The organism is Gemmatimonadota bacterium, from assembly GCA_016720805.1.
In the GTDB taxonomy this organism is placed as follows: domain Bacteria; phylum Gemmatimonadota; class Gemmatimonadetes; order Gemmatimonadales; family GWC2-71-9; genus Palsa-1233.
The window spans coordinates 67,003-92,742 of sequence record JADKJZ010000009.1; the positions used below are offsets into that span (position 1 = coordinate 67,003).

Below are 25,740 nucleotides of genomic sequence, written 5' to 3' on the forward strand. Positions count from 1 at the left end.
TTCGGCCAGGACGGCCTGTACCGGAAAGGTCACTCAGTCCTCCTCAGGGGTCATGCCGATCGCGCGGTAGATCCCGCGCTCCTCTGCCGGCGTCAGCGGGCGCCACTCGCCGGGGGCGAGGTCGCCAAGCCGGACCGGTCCGTAGGCCACGCGGGCCAGTCGATCAACCTTGCCGCCCATCGCCTCGACCCAGCGGCGGACGATCCGGTTGCGGCCCTCGCTGAGCGTCACCTCAAGGACGCTGCGCCCCTCCTTCCCTGCACGCACGCGTACGCGCGAGGGCTGCACGACGCGCTGGTCGACCGTGATGCGCTCGCTCGCCTTCTGTTCGAATTCGGCGGTGCCGAGGCCATGCACGAGGGCGATGTAGCTGCGCGGGACGCGGTACTTCGGGTGCGTCAGCCGATGGACCGCGTCGCCGTCGGTGGTCAACAGCAGCAACCCGGTCGTCGCGACGTCGAGTCGGCCGACGTAGGTCATGCCAGCGCTGTCCGGGAGCAGGTCGAAGACCGTCTTGCGTCCCTGCTCGTCATCGGCCGTCGTCACGACGCCGATCGGCTTGTGGAAGGCGATCCACCGCTTGACCGCGAGGGTGATCACGTTTCGGCCGACGGTGACCCGGTCCTTGCCAGGCGTCACCGAGCTGCCGAGCGACGCCGTCTTCCCGTTGACCTTGACCTTGCCGTCGGTGATCAGCACTTCGGCCTGGCGGCGCGAGGCGACGCCCGCCCGGGCCAGGTACCGCTGCAACCGCATCGGTTCCGTGCTCATCCCTCTTCCACGGACGCAAGGGCACCAGCCTCGTCAGGGGACGGCTCGGCGCGATGCGGCTGGAGGGCGATCGTCAGCTCCTCCGCGCGCGGGAGATCGGCGAGGTCGTTCAATCCGAGCAGCTCAAGGAAGAGCGGCGTGGTGCCGTACAGCAACGGCCGTCCGAGGCTCTCGCTGCGGCCGACGACCTCGATGAGGCCCCGCTCCTGCAGCGTGCGGAGGACGCCGCCGGCATTGACGCCGCGGATCTCCTCGATCTCGGCGCGCCCGACCGGCTGGCGGTAGGAGATCGTCGCGAGCGTTTCCAGCGTCGCCGCCGAGAGCCGCGGCTGCCGCTGCATCGCCTGCGCGCTCGACGGCCGCGGCGAAGGTGGCGCGCGTCAGGATCTGGTAGCCCCCGGCCAGCTCGACCACTTCGATGCTGTGGCCATCGAAGTCGTAGTGTTCGCGCAGCTGGTCCAGCGCCGTGCGGACCTCGGCGGCAGAGGACTCCGGCTCCAGTCCCTCGAGTTCATCGAGGGTCAGGGGTCGGTTCGCCGCGAAGAGCGCGGCCTCAAGCAGTTGCGACAGCGGGTTCAGCGAGCTCACGGGCCACCACCAACGGTGCGAAGGGAAGATCCTGACGCACGCGGAGCAGTCCGCGTTTCGCCAGTTCCAGGATTGCCAGCAGCGTGGAGAGCACCTCCACGATGGTCGGATGCGGGCCGAACGCCTCCCGCCAGTCGAACTCCTCACGATCGGCCAGCAGCAGCTCGATACGCACCACAGCCGACTCGACGTCGAGCGGCCGGGCCACGACGCTGTGCATCTGCGGCGTCGGAATCTGCATGATGACGCGCTCGACGGCGGTCAACAGGTCGAGCAGGTCGAGCGTGATCGGCAGCGGCGGCAACGAGGCCGGCGGCGGCGGGATGAAGCCGCGCGAGAAGCGCAACGCGCGCCGCTCGGCCTGCCGCGCCATCCAGAGCGCGATCTCCTTGATCTGCTGGTACTCGAGGAGGCGGCGCACCAGCTCGGCGCGCGGATCCTCCCATCCCTCTTCGTCGCCGTGGCGCGGCAACAGCAGCTGCGCCTTCAGGCGGATCAGCCGACCGGCCATCTCGAGGTAATCCGCCGCCTGATTCAAGCCGAGGGCGTGAATCACCTTCAGGAACTGGTCGGCGATCCGGGCGACGGGGATGTCGGCAATGTCGATCTGCTCCTCGCGCACCAGGTGCAGGAGGAGGTCGAGCGGGCCGGTGAAGCCGTCGAGGTCGACGACGAAGCCCGTGTCCGGGGCCGCGTCGTCAGCCAGCGAGCCGAGAGAGAGCGTCATCGCTGAAAGATGTTCCACCCCTCGCCGACGGCGAAGGGGACAGAAAAGTGAAGCAGCTGATAGTAGCCCCACGACGCCGGCTGCATGAGCCACGTGATCGCGCTGGGCAGCAGGAAGAGAAAGCCGAAGAGGATCAGGAAACCGAAGCGATCGAGCTGTCGGTATCGCGCGCCGAGAGCGGGCGGGAGGGCGTGGTAGAAGATGCGCGACCCATCAAGCGGCGGAATCGGAATCAGGTTGAAGACCGCCAGTATCAGGTTGAGCCGCATTCCCCAGGAGAGCATCCGCTGGGCCGCATCGACGGTGGACGTCCCCACCCCGCCGAGGAGGTCATGAATGACCCCGAGCGCGACAAACAGGAGGGCGCAGCCGAGGGCGATCACGAAGTTGGTGACGACGCCGGCGCTCGAGACGATCAGGTCGCCCCGGCGGTAGTTCCGGAAATTCCGCGGCGTGATCGGCACCGGCCGGGCGCCACCGAAGGTGAACTGCCCCGAGGAAAGGATCCAGAGCCCGATCGGCAGCAGGATCGTCATCACCGGGTCGATATGGGGGAGCGGATTGAAGGTCAGCCGCCCGAGCTTGTAGGCCGTGTCGTCGCCCTGCCGGAGCGCCGCCCAGCCGTGAGCCACCTCATGCGCCACGAGGGCGAAGAGGAGCATCGGAAGGGCGAGGAACAGGTCACCGAGCAGGGGGCAATCCTTGGGGAGAAGAGGGCGTAAGGTAGCGCGGGACGGGGGGTTGGGTCAAAGCGGGGTTGGCCGCTCCCCTTGCCTGCCCGAAGCCCCTCGGCTATTCTGCTAGGCTAGCCGGGCGACCACTGTGCCCGGGATCCAGGAACCGAGTTGCCATTTTCAGGGGAAGCCCGTGCCGCGCATCAAGTCCGCCAAGAAGCGCATGCGTCAGACGAAGGTCCGCACCGCCGCGAACAAGACCCAGCGGAGCGCCCTGCGCACGGCGGTCAAGAAGGTTCGCGCCGCGGCCACGCCGGCCGAAGCCGCCGAGGCGCTGAAGGGCGCCGAGTCCGCGCTCGACCGTGCGGGGCGGAAGAACCTGGTGCACCGGAACACCGCCGCTCGGACCAAGAGCCGGCTGGCCAAGGCCGCCAACAAGGTCGCCAAGGCCTAGTTCGCTCTGCCTCTGGTTGTGCAAACCCCCGCCTGGCATCGCGCCCGGCGGGGGTTCGTGTTGTGGCCCTACCGGTCGGGCCGAGCCGACACCACACGTCCCTCGAGCTCCGTGCCCCCGACCCGCTGCCGCCCCGACAAGGTGGGCGACCAGACCCGCCACCGGTTGACGTACCAGATCCCTCCCGGCTCGCGATCGAAGTCGAGGACCCCGCCAATGCCTCCGGGAGTGACCCCGGCAAGGGCCGCCGGCAGGTACGCGAAGCGGAATCGGAGCTGACGCGGCGCCAGGTCGGTCGCGTTGACCACGAGTTCCCCGGCAATATCTCCCACCTGGGAGCGCCGTCGGGGTGCGAAGCGCAGAATCAGGGAATCCGCCGACGGGGTGGGTCGGTCCATGGAGAAGCAGTGGGTCTCCAGGAACCACGGGGAGAAGAGCACCGTGGGATCCGGGCCGTACAGCGTCCAGCTCCCCTGGCCGTCTTCCCACCGCTCGACCGCGAAGCCAAGGCGCTTCAGCGAGTCGACGGAGAGACTGTGGACCGGCCAGTTGGTGATCGGCCGGTGCAGCGTGTCGGCGATGGTGTCGAGCGTGCGGGCCGGATTGGCGCGGCGCTGCCGCGCCGTGACGCCCCGAACCGTGCGCTCGATAACCTGGGTCTCGAAGGTAATTTCGCCGTGCGCGACCGCCTGCTCGACCACCGTGAGCGCGCCGCCGAAGGCCGTGAGCAGTTCGGCAAAGGCGGCGCGATCCGTGCCGGCGTTCACGCAACTGCCGCCTGCGAACTTGACCACATCCGGCAGCGTGAAGAGTTGTCGCTCGAGCGACAGGTCGGGGAGGGTGCGAACGGCAAGCTCGACGTCGACCGAGTCGCGAGTCCCCGGCCGGAAGCCGATCGCGCGCATCGTCAAACGGTAGCGTCCGCCGGTGGAGAGGGGCACGAGGAAGCCGCCGGTCGCCGACGTGACGACCCGCTTGGTGAGATAGCCATCGGCGTCGCGGACCTCGACGATCGCCCCGGACACCGGGCGACCAGTTCCTGCCTCGACGACCTTCCCCCGAATCGCCTGGGCAGGCAATCCGATCGCGGCGCCCATCAGGAGGGCGCCGAGCAGGGCGAGGCGCCGGCTCATCACCCCACGTTCAATTCCGCCCCGCACTTCTCGCAGTACCACTCGGAGGCGGTGTTCATCGCGCCGCACTCGCTGCAGCGCAGGGTCCGACCCGAGGTGACTGTCACCGGCTCGGGCGGCGGGCCGGAGACCACAATGTCCTCGTCGAACATCGGGCGGGGCGACACGGAGCGGGAGCGGGGGTGGGCGTCGGAACGGACCGCGCCGGCTCGGCCACGGGGGTGAAACGCGCGGGGATCTCGGCCGGCATCCCGAACGACGGGATGACCCGTTCCTGTTCCGGCGGCATCCCTGTGCCAGGCCGGAAGGAGAGCGGACCGCGGTCGGACGCGGGCGGCGCCTCCGGCATAACGGCTTCATCGACCAACTCGACGGCTTCCTCAGTCAACTCGCCCGGATCGTCGAAGATCGCCAGCAGCTGCTCATCGATCTGATCGTCGACCAACTCGACTTCGTCGAGGTTGACGACATCCTGCACGGCCTCCGGCGGGGTGGGGGCGGCTTCTCGAACCGGCTCGACCCCCATCGACGTGGCTGACGCGACGGCGCCACTCGCCTCGACGTGTCGGGCGGGCGCGATGATCAGCGAGAGGACCTCCTCGAGCCGACCGGCACGTTCGGCCACGGCGTCGAGTGCCTGTTCGTGCCGGGCGACGTCCGCGGCATGTCGATCGCGTTCGGTCTCGAAGAACCCCTGATCGTATTCGCCGACCAGGTGGCGAAGTTGAGCTTCCGCGAGCGCTTCGCTGGCGGCGTTGGCCCGCTCGGCATGCGCCTCCTGCTCGGCACGATCCTCGGCGAGCTTTGCGGCAATGGCGTCGCCGTGGCCCTGCAGCCGCTCGATCACGCCGTTCAGCCGGCCCTGGTAGTCCTGGCGCACGCGATCCCGGACGGCAGGCGGGACGCTGGACCCCGCCGCGTCGATCCGCGCGAGCCACCCCGTGACGGCATCGCGCTCGGCGAGGAGCACTTCAACATCGGCAAGGTTTGGCTGCTTCGTCATGGGGCGCCGGGGGTTGCAGGTGATTCGTGAAAACTAGTGCTGGCCCGGGATTCCGGAAACGGGACACTCGGTGGAAGTATCGACCGCTGCCGCCCGACCTCGAGGTCGTCCCGGCACTCGCTCGATGGCATCACTGCCCCGAAAACACGATCCGGCCACCGACCACCGTCCGCTTGACCACACCGGGCATCGTCTCGCCAGCCCACGGCGTGTTGCGCGACCGGGAGCGGATCCGCGCCGGATCGACGACCCACTCCGCAGACGGATCGAACGCCACGATGTCGGCGACGCCGCCAACGCGCAGCGTGCCCCCGGGAAGATGCCAGAGACGGGCGGGCGCGCAACTCATCCGCTCAATCAATGTCCCCAGCGACAGCACCCCGCCGTTGACCAACTCGCGGAGGCCGAGCGAGAGCGCGGTCTCGAGCCCGATGATCCCGTTGGGGGCGTCATCGAACTCGCGCTCCTTGGCATCGTAGGTGTGCGGCGCGTGGTCGGTCGCGATGCAATCGATGGTGCCGTCGGCGAGCGCGGCGCGAATGGCCGCGCGATCGGCATCCTCGCGGAGCGGCGGATTCATCTTCGCATTGGTGTCGTAGTCGCCGACGCGTTCATGGGTCAGCGTGTAGTGATGCGGCGCCGCTTCGGCGGTGACCGACAGTCCCTGCTCCTTGGCGCGGCGAATGAGATCGACCGACCCACGCGTGCTCATGTGGCAGAGGTGGACGTGCCCCCCCGTGAGCGCCGCGAGGATGCAATCGCGCGCCACGTGGATCTCCTCGGCCGCTGCGGGAATTCCCTTGAGGCCGAGGCGGGTGGAGATGATCCCCTCGTGCATCGCGCCACCGTGCGCCAGGGGCGTGTCCTCGCAGTGATCCGCCACCGGAATGCCGAAGGTGCGCGCGTACTCCAGGGCGGTGCGCATCAACTGCGACGACATCACCGGATGGCCGTCATCGCTGACAGCGACCGCGCCAGCCGCGACCATCTCCCCGAACTCCGCGAGGCGTTCACCCTTCTGCCCCACCGAGATGCAGCCGATCGGGAAGACGCGCGCCAGGCCGGCGGCCTCGCCGCGCGACTTCACGAAGCCGACGGCCGACTGGTTGTCGATCACCGGATCGGTATTGGGCATGGCGCAGATCCCGGTGAAGCCCCCCGCGACGGCGCTGGCGGCACCGGTCGCGATCGTCTCGCGATCCTCCTGCCCTGGCTCGCGCAGGTGCACGTGCACGTCGATCAGGCCAGGCGCGACCACCCAGCCGGCGGCGTCGATCACCTGTGCGCCGTCCGGGGTGCCGACGTCACGGCCGATGGCGGCAATGCGCCCGTCGAGGACCAGCAGGTGCGTGACCTCGTCGAGGCCCTGGGACGGATCCACGACGCGACCGCCGCGGAAGAGGATCGGAGCGGTCATGCGGCCTCGCCCCCGCCGGCGCCCCAATCAGGGGAGCCACCGGCGAGCAGATAGAGCACGGCCATCCGGACGGCGACGCCGTTGGTGACCTGCGGAAGGATGACGGAGTGGGCGCCGTCGGCGACGTCGGAGTCGATCTCGACGCCGCGATTCATCGGGCCCGGATGGAGGATCAGCAGGTCCTTCGGGGCCCGCGCCAGCTTCTCGCTGGTGACGCCGAAGACCCGATTGTATTCGCGCAGGGACGGGATGAAGCCGGAGGTCATCCGTTCCAGCTGCAGGCGCAGGACGTTCAGGGCGTCGGCCCACTCGATCGCCTCCTCGATGCGCCGGAAGACGCGCACGCCAAGCGCCTCCACGTCGCGCGGGAGGAGCGTCGCCGGTCCGCACACCGCGACCTCTGCGCCGAGGCGGGTGAGGCCCCAGATGTTGCTGCGCGCCACCCGCGAATGCAGGACGTCGCCGACAATGCAGACCTTGAGTCCCTCGATCCGGCCAAAGCGGTCGCGCAAGGTGAGCAGGTCAAGCAGTCCCTGCGTCGGATGCTCGTGCATGCCGTCGCCGGCGTTGATCACGTTCGACTCGATGCGGTCGCCGAGGAAGCGCGCGGCGCCGGAGCCGGGATGGCGGATCACGACCATGTCGATCCGCATCGCCTCGAGATTGCGCGCGGTGTCGACGAGCGTCTCGCCCTTGGAGACCGAGGAGCCGGACGCCGCCACGTTGACCGTGTCGGCGGAGAGCCGCTTCTCGGCGAACTCGAAGGAGATCCGCGTCCGCGTCGACGCCTCGAAGAAGAGGTTCACGATCGTCTTGCCGCGCAGCGCCGGCACCTTCTTGATCTGCCGCTCCGACACTTCCTTGAAGGGCTCGGCGGTGTCGAGGATGGCGGTGATCTGTTCGCGCGTCAGGTGCTCGAGCCCGACCAGGTCCTTCCCCAGCAGCGACGTCGTCATGCCGACCCTCCGCGCACGAGCTCGACCCCATCGCTGCCATCGCGCTCCTGCACCGAGACCTTCACGTGATCGTGGGCCGTCGTCGTCACCGTCACGCCCACCACGTCGGCGGCGATCGGCAACTCGCGTCCGCCGCGGTCGACCAGGACCGCGAGCAGGATGCGCCGCGGCCGACCGAAGTCGGCGATCTCGTCGAGGGCCGCCCGGATGGTGCGGCCGGTGTAGAGGACGTCGTCGACAATCACGACCGTGGCGCCATCGATGGCCTGCGGCAGTCGTGTCTCGTGCACCACCGGGCGCTGCCCGATGGCTTGCAGGTCGTCGCGATAGAGCGTGATGCCGAGCGAGCCGCGGAGCAGCGGTCGATGGAGCTGGGCTTCGAGGAGGGGGGCGAGACGCTCGGCGAGTTCGACGCCACGGCGTTGGATGCCGATGAGGGCCACGCTCGGGGCGTCGGCGGTCCGTTCGACCAGTTCCGAGGCCATCCGCGCGAGCACACGTCCCATGGCCGGGGCGTCGAGAAGGCGGGATGAGGTGGGCATCGGAGGCGGAAGATAATCCGCCTACCCGTCGCCGACCACGCTCACTCGGTCGCGAGGTCCCCGACCGGTGCCAGCGCCACCGCTCCCCGACTCCGGATGACCTCGCGATAGAAGTGGAACGACTGCTTCGGGGTCCGCGCGAGCGTGCCGAAGTCGATGTGCACCAGCCCGAAGCGGCGCGCCAGGCCATGGGCCCACTCGAAGTTGTCCAGCAGCGACCAGACGAAGTAGCCGCGCAGGTCTACCCCGGCCTCGAGGGCGGCATGGGCCGCCTGGAGGTGGCTCCGGAGGTAGGCGACGCGCTCGGGATCGGCCACCAGGCCGTCGACCGGGGGCGGGTCGTCGTAGGCCGCGCCGTTTTCGGTGACGACCAGCGGGATGTTGCCGTAGCGGTCGGTGAGTTCCAGCAGCGTCAGCGTGAGCCCCCTGGGGACCACCTCCCAGTCCATCGCGGTGTGCGGCGCGCTCTCGACGCGGACGCGCGCCTCCTCGACCGGCGGGTTGGCGGGATCGTGCCGGACCAGCACCCGCGTGTAGTAGTTGATGCCGACGAAATCGATCGGCTCGGCGATGCGCGCGAAGTCGCGCGGATCCGGATCGTGCCAGTGCTCCCCGAGCAGGGCGGGCAACGCGTCGGGGTAGCGACCGAGCAGGATCGGATCGAGAAACATCTGGTCGAAGTAGACGTTGCCGCGGTGGGCGGCGGCCATGTCCGCCAACATCGAACTGGCGGGCTCGCGCGGCTCGATGTTGACCACGATGCCGATCTCGTCGACTCCCTCGGTCCGGGCGGCCCGCACCGCCTGCCCGTGGGCCAGCAGCAGGTGATGCACCACGCGCGGCACGGCCGCGAGGTTCCGGTGGCCCGGCGCGCCGGTGCCCCGGAAATAGCCACGGTCGGCAATGATGCGCGGTTCGTTCAGGGTGGCCCAGGAGGCGACGCGATCGCCGAAATGCCGGAAGCAGAGCGTGGCATACTCGGTGAACCAATCCGGACTGTCTTCGTGCAGCCACCCGCCGTGGTCATCGAGGGCCGCGGGCAGGTCCCAGTGGTAGAGGGTAGCCCACGGGGCGATGCCGGCTTCGAGCATTGCGTCGAGCAGGCGGTCGTAGAACGCGAGGCCGGCCGCATTCACGCGACCGATCCCGTCGGGAAAGATCCGACCCCAGGCAATCGAGAAGCGATACGCCGGCAGCCCGAGCTGGCGCATCAAGGCGATGTCCTCGGGCCAGCGATGATAGTGATCGCACGCGAGGTCGCCCGTGGTGCCGTCAGCGATGGTGCCGGGAGTGTGCGCGAAGCGGTGCCAGATCGAAACGCCGGCGCCATCGGCGAGCGGATGTCCCTCGGTCTGGTAGGCCGACGTCGCGGCGCCCCAGACGAAGTTGGTCGGGAAAGTGGTCGATCGAGTCATCTGTCATGATAACCCGATGCGCTGCGATGCCGAGGCTAGCCGAGTCGCTCGAGCGCTGCGAGCTCCCGTCGTCGCGCGGTAGGGGCCCATGCGTGCATCCCGATCGGCATCAAGCCCGCCTCGCCGAAGAGACGTCGATAGGTGCTGGCGCGCCGCGGCTGGAAGCCGTGATGGTCCCCTTCGCTGGCGTCATCGCGCGTGAAGGTCGGCAGGAACGCCACGCCACCGATCAGCGGCACCATGGCCGCGAGGGACCGCCGCAGGACCGGCGTCGGGAGATAGTGGAGGACATCGGCCGCGACGACGAGATCGAAGGGGCCATCGAGGCCGAGCTGGTCGAGCGTCTCCAGCGTCCCGAGGCGCAGGTTGCGGCGGCGGCCGTGGCGGGCGACCGCCCACTCGCTGCTGTCGACACCGGCATAGCGCGCATGCGGCCGGAGGCGGTGCAGGAGCGGTTGCCACCGCCCCTCCCCCGCCCCCGCATCGAGCACCGACCGGATCGGTCGGCAGAGCAGTTGTTCGGACACCGCCACGGCAAAGGTCACCTGACGGGCCAGATCGGCCCGTGACCCGACGCTGTGCGCCGGGTCACGGTACCACCGATCGAAATACGCCTGGTCGTAGCGCTTCGGCACGACTACTTGCGCCGACCGCCACCACCCTCCTCGTGATCATCGTCGTCCTGGCCCTGCAGCTGGAACGGGTTGCCGCTGAACATGCTGGCGGTGCGCTCCACCCGAAGTACCTGCTTCGAGATGGTCCCACCCACGCGGACAATCACCAGATAGTCGCCCGGCTGGGCGGCGCCGCCACGGCCACCGAAGCCGCCACCGCCGCCTCCACCAAAGCCCTGTGCGGCACCCGGCAACGTGACCAAGCCGGCGACCGTGCGGGCCAGCGCGCTGTCCGCCCCGGCGGCCTGGGCCAGCAGACCGGCGGCACCACCTGCGCCACGTCCGCCGCCACCACCACCACCACCGCCGCCGCCCTCACCCGGACGCTCGACCCACGCTGGCGCCTGTCCGCCGCCCGCGGCACCACGGCCACCGCCGCCACCCTGACCGCGTCCACCGGCGCCCGGGAAAGCCCCCGCGGGATTCTCGATCAACTTGCGAACCCGCGCGAGCGCGGCGGTATCCGCCCCCGCCTTCTTGAGCGAATCGAACACCGTGTTCCGACGCTTGATCGTGAGCAGCGAGTCACGACGCTGCGACGGGGTCTGCGCTCGCGGCGCGGCCGGCGGCGGGGTGATCTGGAAGCCCCAGGTCACCCGGTGCAACCCGACGGCCCCCGGACCGGTGAGCCGACTGACCGTGTCGCCCGCCGCGTTGACGATCAGGATCGACGCGGACGAGGCCGCGCCGGCGGCCGAGACGCGGTAGCTGATCTCGGCCCCGTAGGCGGGTGAATTGGCCCGGAAGAGGGCCTGTCCGGTCGACTCGCCGTTCATCGGCGCCTGGGTGTATTGCACCGCCGTCTTCGGCTTGAACTGCGCGACGGCCAGCGCCATCACGCTGTCGCTCATCTGCGGGAGCGGCGTGACATCGACGATCCAGATGGAGCGGCCGTGAGTGCCGGCGATCAGCTCGCGATCGCGCGGATGGATCTTGAGATCATGCACCGGCACGGTCGGCAGGCCGTTCATGAACTTCTGCCAGGATCCGCCCTTGTTCAGCGACAGGTACGCCCCGACGTCGGTGCCGACATACAGCACGTTCGGATTCGCCGGGTCCTCGCGCACGACGTGCGCGAAGTCGACGCCGCCGGTCGGGAGGTTGGCGACGATCGACTTGAAGGTCTTGCCGTAGTCGCGGGTCATGTAGACGTACGGCGTGAAGTCGCCGGTGCGATGCCCGTCGAAGGTGATGTAGACCGTGTTCGTGTCGGCGTACGACGGCTCAATGCGCGAGACGTACGTCCCGGCCGGCACACCAGGGAAGCGGCCCGTGAGTTCCTCCCACGAGGCGCCGTCGTTTCGCGTGAGCCAGACGCGGCCGTCGTCGGTGCCGGCGTACAGCAGCCCCGGCCGGACATACGACTCGGCCAGCGAGACGATCGTCCCGAACGTCTCGGCGCCGGTGGCGTCGGTGGTGATGCCGCCCGTCGTGCGCGTCGACACGCGGATCTTCATCGTGTCGGCGTAGCTGAGGTCGGGCGAGATCGGATACATGTCGTCGCCGCGCTCGACCGACTTCATCACCCGGTTCGACCCGGCGTAGAAGGTCTTGCTGTTGTGCGGCGAGATGAAGAAGGGCGTGTTCCAGTTCCAGCGCAGCGTGAGCGCGGCCGAGTCCGCGGCGATCATCGCGGTGATCTCGGCGATCCGCTTCTTCGTGGCGGGGGTCGCTGCCGTCGGGCTCTCCTCGAGCACCGCGATCGTGTCACGCCACGCATTGGCGCGGGCACGCCACGTCGGCTTCGGGAGGTTCGAGCTTTCGCCGGTCAGCAGGTTGGTGCGGCTCATGGCGCCGCCCTGCGACTCACCGTAGATCACGTTCGGATCGGTCGGGTCCTGGGCCGTCACGAAGCCGTCGCCACCATTGAAGGTGAACCACATCGAGTTGGTGATCGGGCCCTGCTGGCGCCGGCTCGGGCCGCACCAGGCGCCGTTGTCCTGCAGGCCGCCGCAGACGTTGTACGGCGTCGCGAAGTCGAAGGACACGGCGTAGAACTGGCCGATGGCGAACGAGTTCGGGAACCACCAGTTGCCGCCCTTGTCGAAGGAGATCCCGATCCCGCCGTCGTTGCCGACGACCATCCGGTTCTCGTCGTTCGGATCGAGCCACATCGCGTGGTGGTCGACATGGAGACCGACCGTGGTCTGCCGGACCGTCTTGCCGCCGTCGGTCGAGAAGTTGACCGGCGTGGACGACCAGTAGACGCGATCCGGATTCTTCACATCGACGCGGACCTGCGAATAGTAGAACGGCCGCGTGTTGTTGTTGGCCATCTTGGTCCAAGTCGCGCCGCCATCGGCCGAGCGGTAGAGGCCCGACGGCGAAACCGCCGGCGTGCCGACTCCCGTCTTCCCCTTCGGATTCGCCACGGTGTCGGCCTCGACCAGCGCATACATGATCCTGGCATTGCTCGGCGCGATGGCCAGGCCGATGCGGCCCTTCATCGTCTCGGGGAAGCCGCCGCCCTTGACCTCGGTCCAGGTCTCGCCCGCATCGGTGCTCTTCCAGAGCGCGCTGCCGGGGCCGCCGCTCTTCAGGAAATAGGGGCCGCGCACGCGCTCGTAGCTGGAGGCGAAGAGGACGTTCGGGTTGGTCGGATCCATCGCAACATCGATGAAGCCGGCCTTGTCGCTGATGAACTTCACCAGGCGCCACGTCGCCCCGCCATCGGTCGTCTTGTAGAGGCCGCGCTCGGGGTTGCTGTTCCAGATGGCGCCCAGCGCGGCGACGTACACGATCTGCGGATTGGTCGGGTGCACGATGATGCGCGCGATCGTCTGCGTCTTCTCGAGCCCCATCAACTTCCAGGTGAGGCCACCGTCCATCGACTTGTAGATGCCCTGCCCCGGTGAGACGGAGTTGCGGGAGTCATCTTCGCCCGTCCCCGCCCAGATCTGCATCGTGTCGCTCGGCGCGATCGCGAGGTCGCCCATCGAGACGACGCGTTCGTTGGTGAAGAGCGGGCGGAAGGTCACGCCGCCATTCGTCGTCTTCCAGATGCCACCCGCCGCCGCCGCGACGAAGAAGGTGCGCGACGGTGACGGAATCCCCTCGACGTCGGTGACCCGGCCCTGCATGTTGGCCGGGCCGATCTCACGCCAGCGGAAGGCGTTGAGCGTGGCGGAGTCGAGGGGGGTCGAGAGCTGGGCAGACAAGGGGGCCACGGCGCCGAGGAGCAGGCACGTGGCGGCAGCGCGGACGTAGGCACGTCGCATCAGGCGGACTCGTTGCTGGAGGAAAAGCCGGGGGGACGCCGGTCACCCCCTTTACGGGGGAATCCTTCGAAAGGTTGACCTGCGAACCGCCGGATGGGAAGGGGTCGCCCGACCCACCGCCCATCCGACCCGATTCACGGAAGCGTCGCCTCCCGAAGGACGACCGTCCCGCGCCCGATCGCGCGAATTCCTCGATGCGCCATGTGGCCACCCTTGGCGGCCGGGGCCGCGGTCGCAGCCGCGGGGGCCGAGGGCAACTCCGTCCAGGCCACCACCACGCGCCCACCGTGGATGGCCATCACCGGATTCGCGACGGAACGGCCCGGCTGACTGAGTGGCTGGGCCGGCCCGAAGCTCGCGCCATCCGCTCCCGTCCGTCGGAGCAGGATGGTAGGCGAGGCGGTCGTGCCGTCGTCCCACACCGCCAGCACGCCGCCCGCCGGTTGAGCCGCCAGTTGGACGTGCGCGGGCCGGGACGTCTCGGCCACGCCGAGCGCCACGGGTGCCCCGAAGGTCTCGGCGCGGTCCGCAGAACGGGCGTACCAGACGCCTGCCGCGCCGCTCTTCCCGGTCCACCACGCGACATGCAGCTGGCCCGTCGCGTCGACCATGATCGAGGGGCCCGCCCGAGGGCAGCCATCGAACGACCAGCCGTCGGCATGGACGCGGCGCGGCGATGACCAGGTCGATCCCCCATCGTCGGACCGCGCGACCACGATGTCACGCATGTTGCCGTCATAGACATGCCGCCAGGCCAGATAGAGGGTCCCGTCCGGCGCACTTGCCAGCGCGGTCCGGCAGCACTCGCAGGTCTCGCCGCCGTCCACCAGAGTCTCGCGGGCCCACGTGGCGCCGTGATCGGTCGAGTGCGTGACCCACACGCCGGCCTCACCGGCCGCGCCGCCAAGCCAGGACAGCACCAGGCCACCCGAGGGCATCACGTGCAGCGCGTGGAAGGAGTGCGCGCCGAAGACGCCATCGTGACTGACGGTGATCGGCGCACTCCAGCGGGTTCCTCCGTCGACAGAGCGGATGTAGCGAATCGCCTCGAGTGGCTGCTTCGCGGCGGAGTCGTCCTTCACCACCACGTAGATGGCGTGCAGGGTCCCGTCGGCGCCGAACGCCAGCTTGGGCGGCGCCTCGCTGCGTCCCTCGATCGGACCGAGCGTGTCACGGATCTCCGTCGGTGCGCCATCGTCGAGGGCGACATAGAGCCGGCCATCGGTGCCGCCGGCTGGCGCGGACACCCACGCCGCGGCGCGGTGCCCTGACGGCGAGAAGGCCACCATCGGGCCGATGCCCACCGCGGTGGACGTGGTCACCTCGCGTGCCGCATCGAAGGCGAGCGGGGGCTCGCCTCCGACGCAACCCGCGAGCAGGACCGTCACGCCAATCGCGTGACGGATGGAGACCCAGCGGCTACCCGGCCGGTCAGAGGCCATACTGCAGGCTCCCCACCAGCGTGCGCTGCGGAAAGGGATGGAAGAGGAAGTACTTCCGGTTGTTGAGATTGTCGATGCCGAGTGCCGCGGTGAGATGCCCATCCAGCCGGTAGGTTGCCCGCGCATCGGCGACGAACCAGGAGGAGAAGCCCTGATAGGTGTTCGGGTTCACGTCCGCGTTGTCGAGCGTGGTGTAAATGTCGCCGCTGTACCGGCCCGCGAGCGACAGCGACAGGCGGTCCGTCGCCCGGTAGGTCGCGTTCGCGGTGGCGCGCCAATCCGGGAGGTTCGGCACGCGCTTCCCGATGGCCGTCCCCGCCGGTGCCGAGGCACTGGCCCGCCCAGAGAGTGCCAGCGTCTTGGCGTCGACGTAGGTGACGCTGGCGGAAAGGTCGAGCCGCGGCAGCAGCGCCGCCGCGCGGGTCACCGCCAGCTCCACGCCCCGCGCGCGGATGTGATCCACGTTGGAGAGGTACGAGTACAACGTGGCCGAGTTGGGCACCAGCGGCTGGAACTGGGCGATGATCGCGTCGTGGACGTCATCCTGGAAGAGTGCCAGCTGCACCAGGGTGCGATCGAACTGTCCTGCGATCCGCACTTCGGCGGAGAGGGCATCGTCCGGCTTCAGGTCGGGCGCCGGCGAGGTGAACGTCTGCCCCGTGGTCACCAACTGGTAGAGCTCGGTCGCGGTCGGAAAGCGGTACGCCTGCGCCAGGGACGCGGTCACCGACCACGGAGACTCTGGCGCCCAGCGCAGCGAGGCCTTGGGCGAGAAGCGCGCCTCGCTGACCTCTGCCTGCCGCACTGTCGTGGCGCCATTGGTGTTCACGCCATCATACGCACGCCACCCTTCGTAGCGACCACCCACGGTGAGCGCGAGCGTCGGCGTGAGGCGCACACGATCCTGGACCCACGCTGCCTGCGTCCGCGTCTTGCCATCGCCACGAGTCGCGAGCGAGGTCGCGGTCGTCGCGGTGCCAGTGGTCCAATCGGCAAGATTGTAGCTCGGGTTCACCAGGGCGTAGGCGTCGTAGTGCAGGCCAGCCGTGACCGTGTGACGTGCCTCGGCGCCGCCGCGTTGCCAGGCCCCCTTCAAGTCGAGCGTCGACCACCCGGTCCCGTCGAGGAGCGAGAGCCGGCCGGCGGCGCCGACCGAGGTGCCGTTGGCCGCTGCGGTCGACGGCGAGCGCTGCTGATCGGTGTCGAAGCGGTAGCGCGTCGCGACGACCTCGCCGTTCCACGCGCCGCGCGAGGTGGTGCGCACTGCCAGGCTGTGCGACGTGTGCCACTGACTCAGCCGATTGCTGCCGGTGGCAAAGCCGGACTGCCCCGCGTAGGTGGCCACGCCCGCCCCCGTGCGCAGGTACGACTCGGCGCCCGATTCCGAGCTGTTGTTCCAGATGCCGAAGGTGTACGCCGCCCGCAGGGTCGGCGTGAGATCATACGCCAGCTTCACCTTGCCGTTGGTCATGTCCGTCTGCAGCAAGCCGGTGGCGCCGAGAATGTTGGCCGTGCCGCCGAGCTTGTTGCGTTCCGCAATCCCGCCGGTGGTCCCGGCCGGAAACGAGCTGCTCGTCACATACGCGAGCGGTTGACTGTTGCTCCGCTGATAGTTGCCACTCGCCCAGAAGGCGAACCGGCCGTAGCGATTGCCGACGTTGGCAGCAGTCTGGAGCGTGCCGTAGTTGCGCGACGTGCCGTACAGGTCAAAGGACTGACTGGCGAAGGTCTGCGACAGCGACGCTTCCAACCGCTCGGGCAGCCGGGTGGAGATCTCGATCACGCCGCCGAGCGAGTTGCCGGCGTAGGCCGCCGAGTAGGGGCCCTGCATCACATCGACCCGCGCGATTTCCTGAGGGGAGATCAGCCCCCATCGCGGCGCACCGATGGTGTTGTTGTTCCCGATCAGCGCCGACAGCGGCACGCCATCGGCGAACACGAGGGAGCGCGCCGACGAGGAGACCCCCCACACCCGCGTCTGGACGGTGGCCTGGTTGTCGCCGTAGTTGCGCTTCCGAAGGAAGATGCTCGGGAGGTACTTGAGGACATCCTGCGCATCGAGGGCGTTGACGGTCCGCTCCGCTTGCGCCGCCGTGATGCTCGCGGTCGTCGGGAGCGTCAACTTCTGGAGCAGCGGAAGAGCGGCCGTATCGCCATCGGTGGTGCGGCGCTTGAACGCCACCCCGATGTCCGGGAGCCGTTGGACCGAGTCACGCTTCACCTGGGCCGTGAGCGGGAATGCGGTAACGAGGAGCAGTAGCGAACAGAGGGGAACCGCGGCCCGAAGGCGAGGGCGAGGGTGAAACACACCAGACATGGATGAACTCCACAGCGTAGATGGGCGGCCCGGGTGGGCCACGACATGTGCGCCGCCCTACCCTGGAGGGGCAGGCGGCGTGGACTGACACGGTGGGCGCCTGGGCGCCCGTGTCAGACGCTGGGAGGTGCGGTGGTTGGGGGGAGTCGGTCCACCGGCCGCGAGGGCACGGTGGATTCAATCGCTGGCCAGGCGGCACGCGCTGCCGGCTGCGCCACCATGGTGACGACGAGGATCTGCGCCTGCGGCGCGCCGACGAGCGCGGGTGTGTGGCAACTGCCGAGGCAATCGCATGTCCCGGCGGCGTGGTGGTGTGCGTCGGGGGGCGGCGTCGGCGCGGCCGGCGCCGCGTGCGACATCGCGTGCGAGTGACCTGCCATCTGGACCACTTCCACACCCTGCACCGCCGGCGGCGCCTGCGCCGTGACCGCTGCCGGACAAGGGTGGAGCAACGTCAGCAACTGCCCCCCCACACCGGGGAGAGCAGCAACAGGAGGGCCGAGAGTCCGCGGAGGGGTCTGCGCGTGGTGATCACGCCGGGGAAGTTAATTCCGTGTCGGTCGGTCGGGGATGGGGGGGCGTGCGTCGGCTGATCCGGGCCGCCAGCAGCGCGATCAACACGACCGCGAAGGCGATCGGCGTCGAGGTGTCCAGCTTCACGAGCCAGAGGTAGTGAAAGACCCCGAGGACCGCCGCGATGTAGACCGCCTTGTGCAGCGTGTTCCATCGCTTGCCGAGGCGACGGATGGCCCAGGCACTCGACGTCAGCGCCAGCGCGAGGAGGATCAGGAACGCCGAGAAGCCGACGGTGATGTACGGGCGCTTGAGGATGTCGTAGTAGATCTCGCCCCACAGCAGCGACTGGTCGAAGACCAGGTAGCACCCCATATGGGCCACGGCGTAGGCAAAGGCCCAGAGCCCGATCGGCTTGCGCAGCCGGACCAGGGGGTTGATCCCGGTGACCTTCCTCAGCGGCGTGATGCAGAGTGAGAGCAGCAGCAGCACGAGCGTGGTCGTACCCGTGAAATGCTCCAGCTTCTCGGCGGGGTTGGCGCCGAGATCGATCGCGGTGATGCCAAGCACGCCGAGTCCGAGGTAGATCCCGGGGCCGAGGCCACCGATGATCACGGCCGGGCGCACGACCCGGCCGATCCATTGCGAGGCTGTCATCCGGTCAGTAGAGCTTGCGGGGATCCATCCCGGCATACATCGACGCCACCTGATCGGCGTAACCGTTGAACGGCAGCGTCGGATGCTTCAGGAAGTCGCCGATCCGCCGCTCGCGCGCCTGACTCCAGCGCGGGTGGTCGACCGCGGGATTCACGTTGGCGAAGAAACCGTACTCGTCCGGTGCCAGCAGCTGCCAGCTGTTGCGGGGTTGCTGCTCGACGAAACGGATCTTGACGATCGACTTGCCGCCCTTGAAGCCGTACTTCCACGGCACCACGAGGCGGAGCGGCGCGCCGTTCTGGTTGAGCAGCGTCTTGCCGTAGATCCCGGTGGCGAGCAACGTGAGGGGGTGGCGCGCTTCGTCGAGGCGAAGCCCCTCGACGTACGGCCACGGCATGAGGTCACTCTTCTGCCCCGGCATCTGGATCGGGTCATAGAGCGTGTGGAACTCGATGTACTTGGCCTTGGGGCCCGGCTCGAGCTTGGCGATCAGGTCCTTCAGCTGAATGCCGTTCCAGGGGATCACCATCGACCACGCCTCGACGCAGCGATGGCGATAGGTCCGGTCGACGACGGGCAGCCCCTTGAGCAGGACGTCGAGATCGTAGGTTCCGGGCTTCTTGACGTCGCCCTCGACCCGCACCGACCAGGGCCGCGGCCGCAAAGTGTGCGCGTTCTCGGACGGATCGCCCTTGCCGGTCCCGAACTCGTAGAAATTGTTGTAGGTGGTGATGTCCTTGTAGGACGACGGCTTGAGGTCACCGCCCTGCTGCCAGCGCCGTCCGAGCGCGGCGAGGTGCCCCGGGGTGATCGCGACCGCAGCCAGCCCCACCGAGGCGAGCCACGCGCGGCGCGAGAGGTAGAGCGACTCGTCGGTGATCTCGGCGGTGCGGATGTCGGGGGGACGGCGGATCAGCACGGGCAGGGCTCCGGGGGGAGGGTTCACAGATCCTACGCCCGAGAGGCGACTTCGGTTCCCACAACGGACAGGGAGGGATTCGAACCCTCGAGACGGCGTAAACCGCCTAAACGCGTTCCAGGCGTTCCTCTTCAACCACTCGAGCACCTGTCCAGACGCAGTCAGTGGCCCTGCGCGGGGCGGAAAGTAGCCGGGGGACGGCACCGGAGCCAACCGGGCCGCCCCCGGGGCGGGCCCTAGTGGCCGCCAGCCGGCACTGGACCGGGGTTGCCGACGCGGAGCATCCCGACTGCTCCCTTGGTCGCATCGGCGAAGGCATGGCTCACGAACGGATAGATCCCCGGCTCGGTCAACCGCGCCTCGAAGATCACCCCACCACCAACCGGGACGTTGAAGGTCTGGACGCCTTCCAGCGGCGGGCCAAAACCGCCGACGCGCACCCGGTCAAAGATCCCGCCGACCAGGTGAAAGGCCGAGACCCGGTTCGGACCGGCGTTCACCACGTAGAAGCGCACCAACTCGCCCGGCGTGACGGCCAACGGATGGGCGGCGTACTGCCCGGCGACGCCGTTGAAGACGACGTGGTCGGGGGTCAGGTCGAGCAACTGCCCCCAGTCGAGCGCATGCAACGAGTCCGGCCCCGACGGAGGCGTGAGGTAGAACTCACTCTGCACGAGGACAAACTCGCGCGCGGCAGGCAGCGGCCGCACTGGGTCCACCACGATCGCGCCGTACATCCCGTTGGCGATGTGCGCCGCCACCGGCGCGGTGCCACAATGGTACATGAACGCGCCGGGCACGCGGGCCACGAACTGGAATGAGAGCGAATCGCCCGGATTCACATTCACGTAGGCACGGCTGGGTGCGATCTCCGCGGCGTGGAAGTCCATCGAATGCGGAATCGGGGCGCGGTTGACGATGGTGAAATCGACGGTGTCGCCAACGGTGACGCGAACGACCGGCCCCGGCACGACCGAATCGAAGCTCCAGCCGTCGTAGCGAACGCCGGGGGCGATCACGTGACGCACGTGCGAGGTGGTCATCCGGACCGCGTGTCGGCGCGCGGTGCTCCGCGGCGGCGCTTCGGCGGCACGGTGCAGCGGGACGGCCGGATCGTTCACCTTCGCTTCGCCGTGCGACATCGCTGCCGGGGACGCGCCGGTCGGCGCAGTGCGTGAATCCGTCGACGGAGTTTCGGCGGGTCGCTCAGCGGTCTTGCCGCCGCATGCAGCAAGGAGCAGAGCGAGCAGCAGTGTGCGTGAGGACATGGTGGGCTCAGGGTGGGGGGAGTGCGGAAGGTAACGCGCTGCATCGGCTGGCCCAATGGGCGCAAATGCGATACCCTTCCCCTCAGTCCAACGATGGACCCTTCTCCCTCCGTTCCCGGGACCCCAATGCGTCGCCGCTCCCGCTTCCTCCCCCTCGTGGCCTTCGTGGCCGCCTGTGCCGGCAACTCGGCCGCACCCAGCGCAGCCCAGACGCCGCGCAACCTTGCGGTGATTCCGCCGGCCCATCCCGGCTGCGCCCCCTTGCCGGCCCTCGACTCGATCGGCCTGCTGCGCGATGTCTTCCGGCTGGCCGCCGATTCGATGCGCGGCCGAGCACTGGGCTCCCTCGAAGGCGCAAAGGCCCGCGACTTTCTCGCCTCGCGCTTCGACGCCCTGGGGATCGCGACGCTGCCGCCGGGGAGGTTGCATCGCGTGCCCGTGATCGCGGCACCGAGGAACAACAACATCGACCACGCCTTCAACGTGGTCGGGGTCATCCGCGGCAGCGCCTTCCCCGAGGAATACATCGTCGTGACGGCGCATTACGATCACGTCGGTGTGGGTCGCGCGGTCGACAACGATTCGATCTACAACGGGGCGGACGACAACGCCTCGGGTGCAGCCGCACTCGTCGCGCTGGCCGCCCACTTCCGGAAGGTGCCGCCGCGACACACGATCGTGATCGCCGCGGTCGATGGCGAGGAGCGCGGGATGCCGGGCAGCCGCGGATTCGTCGATGCCCCGACCGTGCCGCTGGAGAAGATCCTCGTGAACGTGAACATGGACATGGTCGGGCGCAACGCGAAGGGGGAGGTCTACGCCTCCGGCCCGGGGAAGTACCCCCAGCTCCTCCCGCTCGTGCAGGCGACGGCGGCGTGTTCTCCGGTGACGACGCTGATCGGGCACGATACGCCGGCGGCAGGACCGGGGAACGACTGGACCAACCAGTCTGACCAGGGGTCGTTCCACCGGAAGGGGATTCCCTTTGTCTACTTCGGTGTCGAGGACCATCCCGACTACCACAAGCCGAGCGATACCCCCGAGCGACTGATGCCGGGCTTCTACGTCGGCGTGGTGCGGACCGTGGCGGACTTCATTCGACGTTTCGACGAGGCGCCGGTGGCGCGGGCCCCGACGCAGTGAGCTGATTCGGCTCCGGGTGGCGCATGAAGGGGGAGAGCCCTCTTCCCCATCCGGAGTCGATCCCATGCGTCGCATTCGCTTCTCCCTGGCCGCCATGCTGCTCGCCGCCCTGAGCGCGTGCGGTGGTGGCACCGAACCCACCACGCCACCCGCGACCACCGGCAGCCTCACCGTCCAGGTGCAGGGACTGACCGGCGGCGGCACTCCGTCCCTGCAGGTCACCGGGCCCAACGGATTCACCACCACCCTCACGTCGGCACAGACACTCACCGGCCTCGCACCGGGGAGCTACAGCGTCGCGGCGGCGCCCGTCGCGGGAACACTGTACGCCTTCGCCGGCCCCGCCACGCCGGCGAGCGTGCAGGTCAGCGTCGGTGGCAGCGCCAGCGTGACGGTCACCTACACGGCGTCGTCTGGTGCATTGAACCTCGTGATCGAGGGACAGCCTGCTGGTGTGCTGCCGTCGGTGCAGCTCGCCGGCCCCGGAGGCTTCACCCAGACGCTGACCGCGTCGACCACGCTCAGCAATCTGGCCCCGGGCAGCTACACGGTGACCGCGCCAATGGTCTCCGATGTGGGCATCGGGTACGTCGCGACGAGCGGCGCCACCGACGTGACCGCCGGCGCGACGGCGGCGCGGACCATCACCTACGCACTGGCCGTGAACGCCCGCAGCACCACGGAGCGTACCGACGACTCGGCGCTGCCGCAGGTCAAGTTCCTCTACGTCCTCCCTTCCGATGGGGCAGACCGCAACCTCGATACCGATCGCACCATTCACCGCACGGTCTCGTCGTGGCAGCGCTGGTTCGCGGGCCAGGCCGGTGGGCGGCGGTTCCGCTTCGACACGTTCCAGGGAGCGCTCGACATCGCCTTTGTTCGGCTGGCCCGCACCGAGGCACAGTACGCCGGCTACGGCATCACGATGCGCGACTCGCTGGAGAAGGACCTGGCCGCGCTCGGCTTCAACAGCGCCACCAAGGCGTACGCCGTGTACTTCGATGGCATCAACACCACCGCGTGTGGCAGCGCGCCGCGTCCACCGGCGCTGCCCGGGCGGATCGCCGGCCTCTACCTGAAGGGAACCCCGCCGGGGGCGCCCGGCTGCGCCACCAATGCCTTCGCGGCGTCGCCCACGTCGGCTCCGGGCTACCTCGAGTTCATCGCTGTGCACGAGATCCTGCACATTCTGGGAATCGTCGACGCCGCCGCGCCGAACCATGCCTTCGACGGCCACGTCGGCAATGACCCGCGCGATCTGATGTACGCCGGGGCTCAACCGTGGACACCTTCGCTGCTGGACGCCACCCGCACCAACTACTTCAACACGACCTCGCTCGGCGGCCTGATCAACCTGGCCCAGTCGCCCTATCTCGTCGTGCCCTGACCCGGGCACCGACATGCGTCCGGAGGGGGACGCCGACCTCGTCTCCCCCTCCGGACTTGTGTTGATCGCGACCGGGGAGGCAACTTCGGGGGTTCCCCGAACAGTGCTCCCCACCCCGCCCGAGGCGCCCGCATGCGCTCCTTCCGTTCCGTGATCTTCGCCGGCGGCCTGTTGCTGGCCGTCGCCCTCCCCATCGCCGCGCAGCAGGTCACCGCGGCCGATTACGCCCGTGCCGAACGCTTTCTGGCCGCCGCGACCACCCCGCTGGTGACCGGGGGTGCCGGCCGAGCCACCTGGCTGAGCGGTGACCGGTTCTGGTACCGCAAGGCGACCGGTACCAAGGGAGAGTTCTTCCTGGTGACCCCCGCCTCGAAGAAGGCGGTCCCGCTCTTCGACCATGCGGCCTTGGCCGCCCGGCTGAGCAGCGTCACCAAGACGACGATCTCGGCTGAGGCCCTGCCGTTCCAGACCCTCGACCTCTCGGCCGACGAGAAGACCGTCACGGTGGCGGCTGCCGGACGGCGTTGGGCGTGCGACCGCGCCGGGAAGGTCTGCACCGATGCGGGAGTTGCCACGGGCGGGGGCGCCGCGGGTGGCTTCGGCGGCCGCGGTGGCGGCGGTGGGCGCGGCGGCGCGGGCGGGCTGAGCGTCACCTCGCCCGACAGCAGCAAGGCGGTGTTCATCCGCGACTGGAACCTCTGGGTCCGCGACGTCGCCAGCGGCAAGGAGACGGCGCTCACGACCGATGGCAAGCCCAACTATGGCTACGCCACCGACAACGCCGGCTGGACCACCAGCGACCGGCCGGTCGTCCTTTGGTCCCCGGACTCCAAGAAGATCGCCACCTTCCAGCAGGACCAGCGCAAGGTCAGCGACATGTACCTGGTCAGCGTGGTGGCCGGCCCGCCGCAGCTCCGGGCGTGGAAATACCCGCTGCCGGGCGATAGCGTCGTGACGATGATCGAGCGGGTGGTGATCGACGTGCCGAGCGCCACCGTCACGCGGCTCAAGATGGCGCCGGACCAGCATCGTTCGACCCTCGGCGACAACATCTCGATGAACGACGTGAAGTTCTCGCCCAATGGCAGTGAACTGGCGTTTGCCTCCGTCTCGCGCGACCACAAGCAGGTGTGGGTACGGCTGGCCAACACGAGCACCGGCGAGGTCAAGGCCGTGATGCAGGAGACGTCGCCGACGCAGTTCGAGTCGCGGAGCGGCTGGCGCGTCTGGTGGACCACCCGCGAGATCCTCTGGTACTCGCAGCGCGAGGACTGGGGTCGCCTCTACCTGTACAACCTCGACAACGGCCAGCTGAAGCGGACCGCCACGAATTGCGCCTGCAACGTCTCGGCGATCGTCCGCGAGGATGAGCCGACGCGCACCATCTGGTTCACCGGGCTCGGGGGCGACCCGAAGGGCGACCCGTACTTCCGCCACCTCTATCGGGTGAACATCGACAAGGATCCGATCGTCGCGCTCACTCCGGAAGACTTCGAGCACGACGCGCAGCTCTCGCCGAGCGGCAAGTACGTCATCTCGACGCACTCCACTCCTGATACGCCTCCGGTGACGGTGCTGCGCGACGCCACGGGCAAGATCCTGCAGGAGCTCGGTCGTGTCGATGTCTCGAAGCTCACGGCCACCGGTTGGACCCCGCCGATGCGGATCACCATGAAGGGTCGCGACGGCACGACCGACATCTACGGCGTCCTCTTCCGGCCGAGCACCTTCGACCCGTCGAAGAAGTATCCGATCATCAACCAGATCTACCCCGGGCCGCAGACGGGCAGCATGGGGTCTCGTGCCTTCTCGCCCGCCCGCGGGGACGCCGGTGCGCTCGCCGAACTCGGCTTCATCGTGGTGCAGATCGACGGCATGGGCACGCCGAATCGGAAGAAGTCGTTCATGGATGCCTACTACGGCAAGATGGGCGACAACACCCTGCCCGATCAGGTGGCCGGGATGAAGGAGCTGGCCGCGCGTTTCCCGTGGATCGACCTCACGCGCGTCGGCATCTGGGGCCACTCGGGCGGCGGCTTCGCGACGGCCGATGCGATGTTCCGCTATCCGGACTTCTTCCATGTCGGCATCGCGGAGTCGGGCAACCACGACAACCGCGTCTACGAGGACGACTGGGGCGAGCGCTACCAGGGACTGCTGACGAAGAACCCCGACGGCACCGACAACTACACGGCCGAGGCCAATCAGACGCTGGTCAAGAACCTCAAGGGAAAGCTGCTGCTAGCCCACGGGACCAGCGACAACAACGTCCCGCCCAACAACACCTGGCTGGTCGTCGACGAATTGATCAAGGCGAACAAGGACTTCGACCTGCTGATGATCCCGAACGCGGGGCACGGCTACGGCGCGGCATCCAACTACATGATGCGGCGTCGATGGGACTACTTCGTCACCAACCTGCTCCACGCCACTCCGCCCCGCGAGTATCGGATCGGCGCGGGCGGGCGCTGACCGCTCGGCAGGACCGTCCCGCTGAGGGGCCAGGATACACTGATCCCCGG

The 25,740-nt window shown here is 68.8% G+C and carries 22 protein-coding genes and 1 tRNA gene; 4 read left to right on the forward strand and 19 right to left on the reverse strand.

What is annotated here, in order from left to right; all coding sequences use genetic code 11:
• Window positions 1–33 precede the first annotated feature (33 nt).
• The 4 genes from IPP98_08805 to IPP98_08820 all read right to left on the reverse strand — a co-directional run bounded on the left by IPP98_08805 (window position 34) and on the right by IPP98_08820 (window position 2,748).
• Entirely contained in the window at window positions 34–771 is a 738-nt protein-coding gene (locus tag IPP98_08805) for an rRNA pseudouridine synthase (GenBank protein ID MBL0179208.1), read from the reverse strand.
• Window positions 768–1,112 carry an SMC-Scp complex subunit ScpB gene (locus IPP98_08810; protein ID MBL0179209.1) on the reverse strand — a complete coding sequence of 115 codons (345 nt, stop codon included), beginning with the start codon at window positions 1,110–1,112 and terminating at the stop codon, window positions 768–770. The genes IPP98_08805 and IPP98_08810 overlap by 4 nt, the downstream gene beginning before the upstream one ends.
• A gap of 212 nt (window positions 1,113–1,324) precedes the next feature.
• Window positions 1,325–2,086 (reverse strand): segregation/condensation protein A, encoded by a 762-nt coding sequence (locus tag IPP98_08815; GenBank protein MBL0179210.1) that lies wholly within the window; start codon window positions 2,084–2,086, stop codon window positions 1,325–1,327.
• Window positions 2,083–2,748 carry a site-2 protease family protein gene (locus IPP98_08820; GenBank protein MBL0179211.1) on the reverse strand — a complete coding sequence of 222 codons (666 nt, stop codon included), beginning with the start codon at window positions 2,746–2,748 and terminating at the stop codon, window positions 2,083–2,085. The genes IPP98_08815 and IPP98_08820 overlap by 4 nt, the downstream gene beginning before the upstream one ends.
• Window positions 2,749–2,953: 205 nt before the next feature.
• On the opposite strand from IPP98_08820, the gene rpsT reads away from it, so the two are divergent.
• Complete coding sequence (gene rpsT, locus IPP98_08825) at window positions 2,954–3,214, forward strand: 30S ribosomal protein S20 (protein ID MBL0179212.1); 261 nt, start codon at window positions 2,954–2,956, stop codon at window positions 3,212–3,214.
• Window positions 3,215–3,282: 68 nt separating this feature from the next.
• Here rpsT and IPP98_08830 read toward each other — a convergent pair whose 3' ends face one another.
• The 15 genes from IPP98_08830 to IPP98_08900 all read right to left on the reverse strand — a co-directional run bounded on the left by IPP98_08830 (window position 3,283) and on the right by IPP98_08900 (window position 20,688).
• On the reverse strand, window positions 3,283–4,347 hold the full coding sequence (locus IPP98_08830) for a carboxypeptidase regulatory-like domain-containing protein (protein MBL0179213.1): 1,065 nt from the start codon (window positions 4,345–4,347) through the stop codon (window positions 3,283–3,285).
• Window positions 4,348–4,450: 103 nt separating this feature from the next.
• Window positions 4,451–5,350: a hypothetical protein gene (locus IPP98_08835; GenBank protein ID MBL0179214.1), complete on the reverse strand. Its 900-nt coding sequence runs from the start codon at window positions 5,348–5,350 to the stop codon at window positions 4,451–4,453.
• Between the two features lie 130 nt (window positions 5,351–5,480).
• Window positions 5,481–6,767, reverse strand: coding sequence for a dihydroorotase (locus tag IPP98_08840; protein MBL0179215.1), 1,287 nt, complete (start codon window positions 6,765–6,767; stop codon window positions 5,481–5,483).
• Window positions 6,764–7,723, reverse strand: coding sequence for an aspartate carbamoyltransferase catalytic subunit (locus IPP98_08845; GenBank protein ID MBL0179216.1), 960 nt, complete (start codon window positions 7,721–7,723; stop codon window positions 6,764–6,766). The genes IPP98_08840 and IPP98_08845 overlap by 4 nt, the downstream gene beginning before the upstream one ends.
• A complete protein-coding gene (gene pyrR, locus IPP98_08850; protein MBL0179217.1) occupies window positions 7,720–8,265 on the reverse strand; it encodes a bifunctional pyr operon transcriptional regulator/uracil phosphoribosyltransferase PyrR in 546 nt (181 codons plus the stop codon). The genes IPP98_08845 and pyrR overlap by 4 nt, the downstream gene beginning before the upstream one ends.
• A 41-nt stretch (window positions 8,266–8,306) precedes the next feature.
• Window positions 8,307–9,680 carry a beta-glucosidase gene (locus tag IPP98_08855; GenBank protein MBL0179218.1) on the reverse strand — a complete coding sequence of 458 codons (1,374 nt, stop codon included), beginning with the start codon at window positions 9,678–9,680 and terminating at the stop codon, window positions 8,307–8,309.
• A 35-nt stretch (window positions 9,681–9,715) separates the two neighbouring features.
• Window positions 9,716–10,315 (reverse strand): class I SAM-dependent methyltransferase, encoded by a 600-nt coding sequence (locus IPP98_08860; GenBank protein MBL0179219.1) that lies wholly within the window; start codon window positions 10,313–10,315, stop codon window positions 9,716–9,718.
• 2 nt (window positions 10,316–10,317) lie between these two features.
• Window positions 10,318–13,572, reverse strand: coding sequence for a hypothetical protein (locus tag IPP98_08865; protein ID MBL0179220.1), 3,255 nt, complete (start codon window positions 13,570–13,572; stop codon window positions 10,318–10,320).
• Between the two features lie 134 nt (window positions 13,573–13,706).
• On the reverse strand, window positions 13,707–15,014 hold the full coding sequence (locus tag IPP98_08870; protein ID MBL0179221.1) for an exo-alpha-sialidase: 1,308 nt from the start codon (window positions 15,012–15,014) through the stop codon (window positions 13,707–13,709).
• Complete coding sequence (locus IPP98_08875) at window positions 15,004–17,235, reverse strand: TonB-dependent receptor (protein ID MBL0179222.1); 2,232 nt, start codon at window positions 17,233–17,235, stop codon at window positions 15,004–15,006. The genes IPP98_08870 and IPP98_08875 overlap by 11 nt, the downstream gene beginning before the upstream one ends.
• 209 nt (window positions 17,236–17,444) lie before the next feature.
• Window positions 17,445–17,792 (reverse strand): hypothetical protein, encoded by a 348-nt coding sequence (locus IPP98_08880; GenBank protein ID MBL0179223.1) that lies wholly within the window; start codon window positions 17,790–17,792, stop codon window positions 17,445–17,447.
• Between the two features lie 70 nt (window positions 17,793–17,862).
• Window positions 17,863–18,537 carry a sulfoxide reductase heme-binding subunit YedZ gene (locus tag IPP98_08885; protein MBL0179224.1) on the reverse strand — a complete coding sequence of 225 codons (675 nt, stop codon included), beginning with the start codon at window positions 18,535–18,537 and terminating at the stop codon, window positions 17,863–17,865.
• Window positions 18,506–19,420, reverse strand: a complete 915-nt coding sequence (gene msrP / locus IPP98_08890) for a protein-methionine-sulfoxide reductase catalytic subunit MsrP (GenBank protein MBL0179225.1) — start codon at window positions 19,418–19,420, stop codon at window positions 18,506–18,508. Before msrP ends, IPP98_08885 begins: the two co-directional genes overlap by 32 nt.
• Before the next feature lie 64 nt (window positions 19,421–19,484).
• Window positions 19,485–19,573 (reverse strand) — tRNA-Ser (locus IPP98_08895).
• Window positions 19,574–19,656: 83 nt separating this feature from the next.
• Window positions 19,657–20,688, reverse strand: a complete 1,032-nt coding sequence (locus IPP98_08900; protein ID MBL0179226.1) for a multicopper oxidase domain-containing protein — start codon at window positions 20,686–20,688, stop codon at window positions 19,657–19,659.
• A 126-nt stretch (window positions 20,689–20,814) separates the two neighbouring features.
• Here IPP98_08900 and IPP98_08905 point away from each other — a divergent pair, with 126 nt between their 5' ends.
• The 3 genes from IPP98_08905 to IPP98_08915 all read left to right on the forward strand — a co-directional run bounded on the left by IPP98_08905 (window position 20,815) and on the right by IPP98_08915 (window position 25,690).
• Window positions 20,815–21,831 carry a M28 family peptidase gene (locus tag IPP98_08905; GenBank protein ID MBL0179227.1) on the forward strand — a complete coding sequence of 339 codons (1,017 nt, stop codon included), beginning with the start codon at window positions 20,815–20,817 and terminating at the stop codon, window positions 21,829–21,831.
• 64 nt (window positions 21,832–21,895) lie between these two features.
• The gene (locus tag IPP98_08910) at window positions 21,896–23,218 is read left to right on the forward strand and encodes a hypothetical protein (protein ID MBL0179228.1); all 1,323 of its coding nucleotides are present in this window, start codon (window positions 21,896–21,898) and stop codon (window positions 23,216–23,218) included.
• Between the two features lie 132 nt (window positions 23,219–23,350).
• Window positions 23,351–25,690: a DPP IV N-terminal domain-containing protein gene (locus IPP98_08915; GenBank protein ID MBL0179229.1), complete on the forward strand. Its 2,340-nt coding sequence runs from the start codon at window positions 23,351–23,353 to the stop codon at window positions 25,688–25,690.
• Window positions 25,691–25,740 lie beyond the last annotated feature (50 nt).

What these genes read in the sequence shown, in the direction of transcription:
- IPP98_08905 (MBL0179227.1), top strand. Translation starts at nt 20,815, where the DNA reads ATGCGTCGCCGCTCCCGCTTCCTCCCCCTCGTGGCCTTCGTGGCCGCC.
- IPP98_08885 (MBL0179224.1), bottom strand. Translation starts at nt 18,537, where the DNA reads ATGCCGGGATGGATCCCCGCAAGCTCTACTGACCGGATGACAGCCTCG.
- IPP98_08900 (MBL0179226.1), bottom strand. Translation starts at nt 20,688, where the DNA reads ATGTCCTCACGCACACTGCTGCTCGCTCTGCTCCTTGCTGCATGCGGC.
- IPP98_08820 (MBL0179211.1), bottom strand. Translation starts at nt 2,748, where the DNA reads ATGCTCCTCTTCGCCCTCGTGGCGCATGAGGTGGCTCACGGCTGGGCG.
- pyrR (MBL0179217.1), bottom strand. Translation starts at nt 8,265, where the DNA reads ATGCCCACCTCATCCCGCCTTCTCGACGCCCCGGCCATGGGACGTGTG.
- IPP98_08840 (MBL0179215.1), bottom strand. Translation starts at nt 6,767, where the DNA reads ATGACCGCTCCGATCCTCTTCCGCGGCGGTCGCGTCGTGGATCCGTCC.
- IPP98_08835 (MBL0179214.1), bottom strand. Translation starts at nt 5,350, where the DNA reads ATGACGAAGCAGCCAAACCTTGCCGATGTTGAAGTGCTCCTCGCCGAG.
- IPP98_08855 (MBL0179218.1), bottom strand. Translation starts at nt 9,680, where the DNA reads ATGACTCGATCGACCACTTTCCCGACCAACTTCGTCTGGGGCGCCGCG.
- IPP98_08830 (MBL0179213.1), bottom strand. Translation starts at nt 4,347, where the DNA reads ATGAGCCGGCGCCTCGCCCTGCTCGGCGCCCTCCTGATGGGCGCCGCG.
- IPP98_08810 (MBL0179209.1), bottom strand. Translation starts at nt 1,112, where the DNA reads ATGCAGCGGCAGCCGCGGCTCTCGGCGGCGACGCTGGAAACGCTCGCG.
- IPP98_08805 (MBL0179208.1), bottom strand. Translation starts at nt 771, where the DNA reads ATGAGCACGGAACCGATGCGGTTGCAGCGGTACCTGGCCCGGGCGGGC.
- IPP98_08815 (MBL0179210.1), bottom strand. Translation starts at nt 2,086, where the DNA reads ATGACGCTCTCTCTCGGCTCGCTGGCTGACGACGCGGCCCCGGACACG.
- IPP98_08865 (MBL0179220.1), bottom strand. Translation starts at nt 13,572, where the DNA reads ATGCGACGTGCCTACGTCCGCGCTGCCGCCACGTGCCTGCTCCTCGGC.
- IPP98_08845 (MBL0179216.1), bottom strand. Translation starts at nt 7,723, where the DNA reads ATGACGACGTCGCTGCTGGGGAAGGACCTGGTCGGGCTCGAGCACCTG.
- IPP98_08870 (MBL0179221.1), bottom strand. Translation starts at nt 15,014, where the DNA reads ATGGCCTCTGACCGGCCGGGTAGCCGCTGGGTCTCCATCCGTCACGCG.
- IPP98_08915 (MBL0179229.1), top strand. Translation starts at nt 23,351, where the DNA reads ATGCGCTCCTTCCGTTCCGTGATCTTCGCCGGCGGCCTGTTGCTGGCC.
- IPP98_08910 (MBL0179228.1), top strand. Translation starts at nt 21,896, where the DNA reads ATGCGTCGCATTCGCTTCTCCCTGGCCGCCATGCTGCTCGCCGCCCTG.